Source organism: Aeribacillus sp. JST-2 (assembly GCF_056032925.1).
Map to the genome: position 1 here is coordinate 45,494 of NZ_JBVVUU010000008.1, position 10,718 is coordinate 56,211.

Annotated in this window: 5 protein-coding genes and 1 pseudogene; 2 read left to right on the plus strand and 4 right to left on the minus strand. The window is 40.5% G+C overall.

Going from position 1 to position 10,718, the window contains the following annotated elements:
- Positions 1 to 62: 62 nt before the first annotated feature.
- Complete coding sequence (gene uvsE / locus AC0KTX_RS06325) at positions 63 to 1,025, minus strand: UV DNA damage repair endonuclease UvsE (protein WP_474251380.1); 963 nt, start codon at positions 1,023 to 1,025, stop codon at positions 63 to 65.
- Positions 1,026 to 1,464: 439 nt separating this feature from the next.
- Here uvsE and AC0KTX_RS06330 point away from each other — a divergent pair, with 439 nt between their 5' ends.
- Positions 1,465 to 3,972: a SpoIID/LytB domain-containing protein gene (locus tag AC0KTX_RS06330; RefSeq protein WP_474251381.1), complete on the plus strand. Its 2,508-nt coding sequence runs from the start codon at positions 1,465 to 1,467 to the stop codon at positions 3,970 to 3,972.
- A gap of 228 nt (positions 3,973 to 4,200) precedes the next feature.
- On the opposite strand, the gene AC0KTX_RS06335 is transcribed toward AC0KTX_RS06330, so the two are convergent.
- The 3 genes and pseudogenes from AC0KTX_RS06335 to AC0KTX_RS06345 all read right to left on the minus strand — a co-directional run bounded on the left by AC0KTX_RS06335 (position 4,201) and on the right by AC0KTX_RS06345 (position 8,294).
- Complete coding sequence (locus AC0KTX_RS06335) at positions 4,201 to 5,652, minus strand: MDR family MFS transporter (protein WP_474251382.1); 1,452 nt, start codon at positions 5,650 to 5,652, stop codon at positions 4,201 to 4,203.
- Positions 5,653 to 6,551: 899 nt separating this feature from the next.
- Positions 6,552 to 7,524: pseudogene (locus AC0KTX_RS06340) on the minus strand (L-rhamnose isomerase).
- Between the two features lie 365 nt (positions 7,525 to 7,889).
- Entirely contained in the window at positions 7,890 to 8,294 is a 405-nt protein-coding gene (locus AC0KTX_RS06345; RefSeq protein ID WP_474251383.1) for an acyl-CoA thioesterase, read from the minus strand.
- A gap of 280 nt (positions 8,295 to 8,574) precedes the next feature.
- Between AC0KTX_RS06345 and AC0KTX_RS06350 the strand changes: the two genes are divergently transcribed.
- Positions 8,575 to 10,683, plus strand: a complete 2,109-nt coding sequence (locus tag AC0KTX_RS06350; RefSeq protein WP_474251384.1) for a DNA topoisomerase III — start codon at positions 8,575 to 8,577, stop codon at positions 10,681 to 10,683.
- Positions 10,684 to 10,718 lie beyond the last annotated feature (35 nt).

A 10,718-nucleotide genomic window follows, 5' to 3' on the forward strand; every position in this document is an offset into this window, starting at 1 on the left:
CCGCCTGCTTTTTTCAGTCAAATTTTGTCAAGGTGTTGTAGATTCTTCCATTTAAGAAGGGTTTATCGTATAAAAAAACTTCCTCCATCCATCTTTTCAATTTCTGAATATTGCTGCAAGTCTTCCATCAATCGAAACAAAGCGGCGTCCTTTTGTTTCGCTTCCACCATACAATCGATCTGTTCAACTGTTCCTTTGATTTCATTTAGAAAGTTAATAAACATTTCCGGATCTACAAAATCGTTATGAGCGCGGAAGTCCTTTTCATTCTTTGGACTGGAAATATGCATTTTTATCGGCAATTTTGATTGTTTCCATGTAGAAAGGATGCGCCCCCAATTCGCCTTCCAATCCTGTTCGTTGTTGGCCATATGGTGATGCAAATCGAATACGAGAGGAATATTCAATTTTTCACACAAATACAACGTATGATCCAAAGTAAAGGTTGTATCATCATTTTCCAGCATGATCATCCGCTGCAAACGATGAGGTAAGAATCCCCAATTATGAATGAACTGTTCCAGTGCTTTTTCTTTGTCACCGTATCCTCCGCCGACATGAAGAACGCAGCGGTGTTCCGGATCAACGCCCATTCCTATTAAAAGTGATTCATGCATGTCCAACGTTATCAACGACCTTTTAAAAACGTTTGAGTCTGGAGAATTCAACAAAACAAAATGATCGGGGTGAAAATCAATTCTCATTGCATGTTGTTCAATGAAATTACCAATTTCCCCTAATATCTCGTAAAGGGGATCCATATAGTTCCAATTTTTTAATTCTTCGTGGTTCACAAGAGGGATCAATCTTGAACTGAAACGAAAAAAATTAATATCATGCGCTTTATTATGTTTTAATAGCCGCATAACATTGTTTAAATTGGAAACGGCAATGCGCTCCAATTTTCTAATAGCCGCATCCCGATCTTTGATTTTTTGAAAGCTTGCCCATGTCATCGTCTGGGAAGGCGAACAATTTTGTAAATGCACGCTCATTGCAACATACCCTAATCTTACTTTTGTCATGTCCGTCACCATTTCATTGAATTACTTTTAGTTTCACCCTATTGACAAATTTTAGACGGGTTATTGAAAAAAATTGATCAAATCTATCCATTCAGTATTACTGATGGTCTTATTGGATTCGGATCATTTTTCGAAAAGTCTTTTGCGAAGCAGCAACCCGCTAGTTTTAGCCGATTGTTGGAAATTGCACCCGCTAATACTAAAGCGCCTGCCAACTGTTTCAAAGATGAACAGCAACTTTCAGCTCTGATATAGCAAAATTGCTGTTCCTTTTCTTTTCTAATATATTGTAAAGCAAGGCTTTTCAAGGTAACATTGAATCATCTATTAATCTTTGCTAAAAAAATGATTGATGGGAATAAATTCATCTTGCCATAAACGATAAAAGACGTTTATGATGGGTCTATTGCAAATTATATGAAACTTGGAGGATTTTTGGATGGGGAAGCTCTTTTCTTGTTTTCTAGCATTTGCCCTCGTAATGTCTCATTTTTCTATTCCGACCGCAGCAGCTCCTATGCAAGAGCCGGTTGTTCGGGTGAAATTAGTCAATTACTTAGGCAATCAAAAAGAACTGAATGTAGAAGTTAAAGGCGAATATAAAAGTGCTGATGGTTCCGTTGTGTTAAGCGAAAACAAAAAATATGTCGTGAAAGCCGAATCTTCAAAACTATCGCTTTATGAAGGCGGCATATTGAAAGGAAGATTTGATCAATTAAGCATTAAACCTTCCAGACAGACAAACTATTTAATGATCAATTCGCGGCCGTATCTGGGCAGTTTTGATTTTACGGTTGAGAAAAGCTTGTATGTTAGGCCTGTCAACATCATCCCGATAGAAGAATATCTCAAAGGGGTTGTGCCGTATGAAATGCCGGCATCTTGGAATCTCGAGGCTTTAAAAGCACAAGCGGTTGCCGCCAGAACTTATGCCATGAATTATTCAAACCAAGTGATCGATGATACGATCAACTTTCAGGTCTATGGAGGATATTCCTGGCATCCTAATAGCACAAAAGCGGTAGACGAAACAATCGGTCAAGTTCTTCAATACAACGGCAGGCTGATCAGCGCTATTTTTTCCGCCAGCAACGGGGGAAAAACAGAATCAAATTCAAATGTTTGGGGTTCCGCCCAATCACCATATCTCATCATAAAAGAAGATCCGTTTGATCCTAAAATGCCGTGGAATTTTTCATTAAAAAAACAGCAAATGGATTTGTCGGATAAAGATTTGTCCCGCCCAGACCTATGGTGGAACAAAACAAATGAAGCGGATGGCGCAATTGCCCAAAATATAAAATCCTGGTTAAAAACAAATGGCTATGCAAACAAAGACATTAAGATCGTATCGGTGCCAACACTGTCATTACATAAGCCGACTTCAGGGGGGCGTGTAAGCAGAGGTTCCATCACCGTCCATTTTCTCGTAAAAGATATTGTCGATTCCAATGGCAGACTCATCCCGCAAAAAGTGGAATTTGTTGATTGTCCGGCGTCGAGAGTCCGTGCCATGATTGGTGTTCGTATTATGAAAAGTTACTACGTTACCGCTCTGAAAAATACCGCTGATAGTTTAAGAGTTGAAGGGCTTGGAGACGGGCACGGCGTAGGCATGAGTCAATACGGCGCAAAAAATATGGGGGAAGCAGGAAAGAAATACAGGGAAATATTGGATTTCTATTACCCCGGAACAATGCTTTCCACCCTTTATCAACGTTCAACACCAGTTGAACCAGCTATACCGCAAGATACGAAAGCACCCATTATAAGTGATGTAACAACGCATTTTGACGAATTGAAAAACATCGTCTCGGTTGGATATAAGATCAATGAAAGCTCCAAAGTAAAAGTGTATGTATCAGATCGCGATAACAAAACGGTTTCTACGCTCGTAAATGAAGAACAACAAAACAGCGGAACTCATACCGCTTTTTGGAATGTTTCCAATGTTAAAAACGGAACATACAAACTAGCGGTCATAGCTGTAGACGGAAGCGGAAATAAGTCTTCAACTGTTAAATCCTTTGAATTGGTTAAAAAAGAAAAAGATGGGGAAGTTCCAAAAGTCAGCGGACTAAAAGCCAATTTTGACGGCAATACGAACAAAATAACATTCACTTACCAAGTGAACGAAAAAGCAAAAATGACTGTTTCGGTTTCCGACCAAAACAATAAAATCATTTCTTATTTAGAAAAGGGAAAAGTGAAAGAGAAGGGAACGTATCACTTGTATTGGGATGTGTCGAAAATCGCAAACGGAGCCTACAAATTTTCAGTTTCTGCAACAGATGAAAACAACAATCAATCCAACGCTACCCATCAGTTTCTTTTAAAGAAGCCGGTGAAGGATATACAGGCGCCAGAGGTGAAAATTCAAAAAGCCGCTTTTGATCCAAAACAAAATAAAGTATATGTCAGCTACTCTATTAACGAAGCTGCCAATATGACAATTGTCGTTCAAGATCATCGCGGAAAGCTTGTCGCATCTTTAGAAAAAAATAAACCGAAATCGGCGGGAAATCATACCGTCGTATGGAATGTTTCGAAAGCGCCCAATGGCAGTTATACTTTTTTGATGGAGGCTGTGGACAAAAGCCGTAATAAATCCAAGAAAACCGTTAAAGCGGATGTGAAAAAAACTGCGCCAAAGGATACGAAAGCCCCTGCCATTGGCAGTGTAAAGGCATATTATTTATCAAAGGATAAAAAAGTAAGATTGCATTACTATATAAGTGAACAGTCAGAAGTAACCATTTATGTAAAGAATAAAAAAGGCCAAATTTTCGCCTATTTAGAAAAAAATAAAAATAAAGGAAGAGGTTCGCATACGGCTTTTTGGAATGTTTCGAAAATGGCCAACGGCTCTTATTCCTTTGGTATTATCGCAACAGATAAAAGCAAAAATAAATCATCGGTCTTACAACATTTTTATCTGAAAAAATAATTTCCCAAAAGGGCAGCTCCAAAAGGAATTTGAAGGAGCTGCCCTCATTGTTCATTTATCAGAAGCGCAGATTTCAAACAGGAAAACCGACAAGACGTTTATGGACAGCAGCTTTCAAATAAAGAGCGCCCACCATGTCATACGTTCATTTTTCATTTCCCTCCCCTTCCCCGTTTTTTTGCCTAAATCTAAAAAACCGGGAATGGAGTTTTTCGTTTCCGTTTGTTTTTAGCTTTCTTGAATTGTCCGTTGCGGCTGCCGATTTTCAAAACGATCCCCATCGCCTTTCGCTGAATCTTTCATAAACAAGGATAATATTAAAGCAACGACAGAGCATATGCCGGCGATAAAAAATGATATATTTACACCATGTATAAACCCTTGAACACCTTCTTCAGGCAATGCAGTTCCTGTCATGACGGTCACAAGCAAAGCAGTTCCCACCGCCCCGGCAATTTGGCGCATCGTGTTGTTCATCGCGGTTCCGTGCGGGATTAAATGAGGAGGAAGTTGATTCAACCCGGCTGTCGTCACGGGCATCATGACCATCGCAATCCCGATCATTCTTAAGGCATTCACTGTCGCCAAATATGTAAATGTCGTATGGTCGGTAAGGTTTGTCAGCATAAACGTTGTAACCGTTAAAATTGTTAATCCAATAATTGTCAGCCATTTCGCTCCAAACTTATCAAACAGCTTTCCGGAAATCGGATTTGTCACGCCTTGAATTAATGCCCCCGGCAATAGCGCCAGCCCTGATTCCAATGCGGAAAATCCGAGCATATTTTGCATGAGCATCGGCAGAATGACCGCTCCCCCAATCATGGACATAAATACAACCATTCCTAGAACAGTGGTCAGTGAAAAAGTTGTGCTTTGAAATACCCTGAATTCCAAAATTGGCTGATCCAATCTCAACTGTCTGGCAATAAACCAAGATACGGCAACCAATCCAATGATCAGCGAAGAAATGACTTGCCCGCTCAGCCATCCGCTGCTTCCTGCTGCGCTGAATCCATATAACAAACCGCCGAATCCGAACGTCGAAAGGATGACAGAAAAAATATCAATTTTGGGATAAGACTGTTTTGTAATGTTTTTCAAAATAAAATAAGCAAAAATAAAGTCGATAACAACAATCGGCAAAACGACGTAAAATAAACTTCTCCATGAAAAATGTTCGACTAGCCAGCCGGATAACGTTGGACCGATTGCCGGAGCAAAAGCAATAACAAGCCCAAACATCCCCATGGCGGTTCCTCGTTTTTCGATTGGAAAAATCAAAAATAAAATCGTTTGCATTAATGGCATGATGATTCCCGCCCCGGCAGCCTGGGCGACTCTTCCCGCCATTAAAAAGGAAAAACTGGGGGCTGTTGCACAAATAGCCGTTCCAATGGCAAAGATCCCGATCGCGGACAGAAACAGCCCGCGATTTGTAAACCGCTCAATTAGAAAGGCCGTAATCGGAATCATTATTCCGTTAACCAACATAAAGATGGATTGAAGCCATTGAACGGTGTTGGCATCCACATGAAAATCTGCCATCATGTGAGGCAAAGCTGTACCGAGCAATGTTTGATTCAAGATCGCAACAAACGCGCCTGACATTAATACAAAGATAATCGGAACGGTATTATAACTCTTTTCCGCTTGCGCCAGCTCTTCTTTTTTATTCATGCTATTCCTTCTTTCTTCTGTGATTTCTCACATAATTCTATCAGTGATGATAAATCAAGGTTGTTAAGGTTTTCTAGCAAATGTTATTTTATACTTTTTCCGCCCCTTTTGAAAGAAGAATGATCAAAATGGTAAACATCGGGAAAAATTGATCTTAGAACAAGGCGAAACAGAAAACAGATTCCCCAAAACTTTTCCTTTAATTGTTAACACGTTTTATATAAAAGCTGTTGTGATGATCTTCATCTCATATTAGTTAAAACATCCCCCTTTAAAAAAAGATCAAGGTAAAGAAAAAAGCGTTGCCAAGAACATTTCTCAACAGGAACTGCTACGATAATCCCGTTTTTTCAGTTCTCAAACGTGTCTCATTTTTTGAACAGCACGATCCGAAGGACAGCAAATGCGACCCGTGCCGTTCCTTTTGAATCACCCATTTCAACTAGCGGGCAGCCGATTTTTCGCAGTCGTTCACTCGTAATGAGTCAGCTCTCAAACGCAAAGAAAAATTCCTTAAAAACTAGTTATAAGATAAACGGAAACCTGTAATTATCACCGTCCGCACAGAAGAAATAACGTTGGAAGATTTTTTTCCTGTTCTCAATCAAAAAAGATAAGCCGGGGCTGTCTGAAAAGCCCATTTTAATGTCACATGTTTCCAAATATAAGACCAAAGAATGTTGATTTAACAGCATTCTTTGGTCTTACTTTTTTCATGATTGGGCTTAAAAACGATTTTTCGGACACCCCCGGCAATGTTCGAGCCATCCAAACAAATGTGTTGTTGTTAGTTCCGTGCTTATAAACGCAAGGGACTCCTTATATTAAAAAAGTTTCTGGAATATGACATCATCATTAGTGACTTGCCTTTTGCTTCATCATGTTACCTGACAGGAATGCTATGATGTTCTTTTCAGCAGCACCTTTTCTTCATATTCTTTCACTGCAGCAAGCCATTCTTCACGAACTGGTATATCTTGGCTGGCGCAATAGTAATCCCAGACAGCCCCGAACGGATATGATTTGAATTCTTCCCTCAATGCCAAACGAGATGTAAAATCACCTTTTAATTCCAATTCTTTCAAATACTCAATCGGCTCCAAAAATGCTCGAAGCAATGCTTTCAACATATTGCGGGTTCCGATCACCCATGCGGCAACCCGATTGATGCTTGCGTCAAAGAAATCGAGGCCGATGAATGACTTTTCAAGCAAATGGTTGACAACCAGCTCATGGGCAATTTGCTGCAATTCGTCATCCATAATGACGACATGGTCGCTATCCCATCTGACAGGACGCCTGACATGAAGCAAAATTCCATTCGAATATAACGAAAGCGCTGACAATTTAAATATTTGTCACACATGTTTGTCCTGTTTCTTTTCCAAAATATTCGCCGATTTTGCGCGCCCTTTTGCAATGTTCGATCCAAAAATTACGGATTTCCTTATCAAGATGGCTCAACGTAAAACCATCTTCCGCTTTTGGATGGGAGAAGCAAGTTGGATTGAAATCCAAACCTAATTTATGTTTTTTTGCCCAATCGACCCATTTTTGATAATGGCGCGGTTCAATCTCGTCATAATCTATTTTTTCGTCCGTGTCGACATAAATTGCATGCAAGTTTAATTTATGTTTGGCTTTTTCTAAATCTTGGCGAAGCTCTTCAGGTGTTCTGGCAGCGCCCGGATAATTTCCCGTTACTGAAATTCCTCCCGTCAATGGTTGGTCTTTGTTAATAAATCCGCGAACATCGTCCCCTTGCCAACAATGCAAAGATATTTTAATAGCTTTTAATTTTTCCAGCGCTTGATCCGTATCAATCCCATGATTTGCATATTCATATGCATCTTGAATTTGCGGTGAAATCATTAAAAAGCCTTCTTGCATATTTTTTTGCAACCGTTTTCTAGAAAATTTGTCATAGACTTTCCAATCATCTTCCTATCATCATACAACAAAAACAAAATCAAATAAACATTTTTTGTTTTATTTATTTTGGTGATGTTGTTATTTCATTTTTGTTTGATTTGATTTTTTATCGTTGATTTCACCGAAGTTTCCTTGAAAAATCGACAAAAACAGATCAATCTCCCTTGCTTGTTATTGAAAAAAGTCCATCATTCTTTTCATCTAAAGGCGCTATATTTTCAGGTCATTCTATCCCTCGTCGGCAACAATGAGATCCATATGCCATAAAAGCTTGCTGAAGCGCATTAGCCTGCAAGCTTAATTGTTTAAGCCAAAAATTCCTCCAAAATTGAACGCAATTTAGGGGAGATTGGTTGAGATTGTTGTTTATGAAAATCGAAACAAACGACAACAGCATTCCCCCGGGCAACGATAAGCCCCGTTTCGCTGTTTCTCATTTCATGCTCGATCGTAAAGCTTTTTGTTCCGATCCGTATCAGTTTTGAAGCGACTGTCAACGTTTGATGCGCATAAGCTTGCGCCAAATAATCGCATTTTGTCGATGCCAATATAAAATTCCAGTCTTGACTGCCGATTTCTTTTCGGAGAAAGTCCAAAAATCTTGTCCGTGCTTCTTCCATGTACAAAAAATAGCTTGTATTATTGACATGTCCTGAGGCATCGGTTTCACAATAACGCACATATACTTGAATTTCCGGAATGGTTTTCATCCATAACTTCCTTTCCAATATCACCTTGCAAAAAGCTTTATGTTTTGTATGTCGTTCTAAATCAAATATACGATAAAAAAACAAAAATTCCTCTTTCGCTCTGTTCCATTCAGCTGACAAAATGAAAGACGCAAAAAAATGGTGCAGCGAGTGTTTTTGCAAAAGCTTTTCTAAAACGGCCAATCAATTAAAGCGATTTACATCCCTCCCAAGGTGCAAAATCTTCTTTTTTTCCGCTATACTAAATCAGTAAGTGTTTTTTATTAGAAAGGAGCATTGCATGAAATCTCTCGTTCTAGCTGAAAAGCCGAGCGTTGCCCGTGAAATCGCTAGGGTGCTCGGATGCAAAAAACAGCACCAATATCATTTTGAAGGAAGCAAATACGTTGTGACATGGGCGCTCGGCCATTTAATTGAATTGAAAATGCCGGAGCATTACGATCCAAAATATAAAACATGGCGGCTGGAAGACTTGCCGATCATCCCGGAAAAAATGGGGCTGAAAGTCATCAAGCAAACGAGCCGCCAGTTTAGGGGAATTGAAAACTTGGCGAAACGTGCGGACATAAAAGACTGCATCATCGCCACAGATGCCGGACGCGAAGGAGAACTCGTGGCAAGGTGGATTTTAAAAAAGCTGAACTGGAAAAAGCCGATATTAAGGCTTTGGATTTCATCTCAAACCGATAAAGCGATTCGCGACGGTTTCAAGCACTTAAAACCGGGCAAACAATTTGAATCTTTATATCGGTCAGCCGTTTGCCGCGCTGAAGCAGATTGGCTCATCGGCTTAAATGTGACAAGAGCCTTAACGACAAAATATAACGACCCGCTTTCGGCTGGCCGCGTGCAGACCCCTACCCTTGCAATGATCATCGAAAGGGAAAAAGAAATACAATCTTTTGTACCGAAACCGTATTGGACGATTCAAGCAAACATCGGCTCCATTGCCGCCTCATGGAAACGAAACGGCGAAAAAAGAATCTTTTCCAAAGAAACGGCGGAACAGTTGTTGGCAAAGTTGAAAGGCGAAAAAGGAACGGCGATCAAAGTAGAGCGCAAGCCGAAGAAAGAACTGCAGCCGTTGCCATATGATTTGACAGAGCTGCAGCGGGATGCCAATAAACGGTTTGGCTTTTCGGCCAAGAAAACGTTAACGGTGCTGCAAAGACTGTACGAGCATTATAAACTTGTCACATATCCCCGAACAGATTCCCGTTATCTAACAACAGATATGGAATCGACTATGTATGACAGACTTCTGGCGATGTCTTCACATTATCAAGAGGAAGTTCGCCCGCTACTTTCCAAGCAAGGGAAAATCGCGGCCAAAAGGGTGTTCAATAATGAAAAAGTGACTGATCATCATGCGATCATTCCGACGGAGGAACCCCTTAGAATAAGTGAACTTTCCGCCGATGAAAAGAAACTGTATGATTTGATCGCCCGCCGGTTTTTGGCGCTGTTTTATCCGGTTTGCCAATATGAATCTGTACAAGCGATTTTATCCGTTGGCGGAGAAACCTTTTTTGTGAGAGAAAATGTGGTCATTGATAAAGGTTTTAAAAAGGTTTTAGAAATTCACGAAAATGAACGGGAAAATAAGCAGCTGCCCGTTTTGAAGCCGGGAGAAACTGTGCCGATCCAACATTTCGAGATGGAAGAAAAATGGACGGAACCCCCTCTTCGCTATTCAGAAGCCGACATTCTTGCAAAAATGGAAAAATACGGCCTTGGCACTCCGGCAACAAGAGCCGACATTATTGAACGGCTTGTCGAAACAGAAGCCGTGGAGCGAAACAATGGCCGGTTTTATCCGACGAAAAAAGGAAAACAGCTCATAGATCTTGTAAATGAAGAGCTGAAATCACCAGAACTGACGGCACGCTGGGAAAGAGAGCTTGAATTAATTGCCCGCGGAAAAGGAAACGCAAAAGCCTTTTTGCAAAATATCCGCAAACAAACCGAACAATTCGTCGCAGAAATCAAACAAAGCGACCGTTCCTATCGGGCTTACAATTTGACTGGATCCATGTGCCCGGAATGCGGCTCCTTTTTAAAAGAACGGACGACAAAAGAAGGAAGAATGTTAGTTTGTTCCAATATGAAATGCCGCTTCCAAAAACGAAAAGATCCGAAACTGTCCAACCGCCGCTGTCCGCAATGTAAACGGCGGATGGAAATTCATGAAGGAAAAGCCGGTGTCTATTTCCAATGCCGGCCTTGCAACGTGGTTGAAAAAGCAGAGGAAAAAAGACAAGCCTCTTCTCATAAAGACCGACACTTACTCCGAAAATACAGCCCGAAAAACGAATCCTTTGGTACAAATTTAGGAGATTTATTAAAGCAGGCGCTGACAAACAAAGATGAAAAGGGAACAGAGGCATAACGCCCCGTTCCCTTTTTGATTTTCAGCGGTGTAGA

Bases quoted from the DNA above. Each gene is read 5' to 3' on its own strand.
- uvsE (WP_474251380.1), bottom strand. From the start codon at position 1,025: ATGACAAAAGTAAGATTAGGGTATGTTGCAATGAGCGTGCATTTACAA.
- AC0KTX_RS06330 (WP_474251381.1), top strand. From the start codon at position 1,465: ATGGGGAAGCTCTTTTCTTGTTTTCTAGCATTTGCCCTCGTAATGTCT.
- AC0KTX_RS06335 (WP_474251382.1), bottom strand. From the start codon at position 5,652: ATGAATAAAAAAGAAGAGCTGGCGCAAGCGGAAAAGAGTTATAATACC.
- AC0KTX_RS06345 (WP_474251383.1), bottom strand. From the start codon at position 8,294: ATGAAAACCATTCCGGAAATTCAAGTATATGTGCGTTATTGTGAAACC.
- AC0KTX_RS06350 (WP_474251384.1), top strand. From the start codon at position 8,575: ATGAAATCTCTCGTTCTAGCTGAAAAGCCGAGCGTTGCCCGTGAAATC.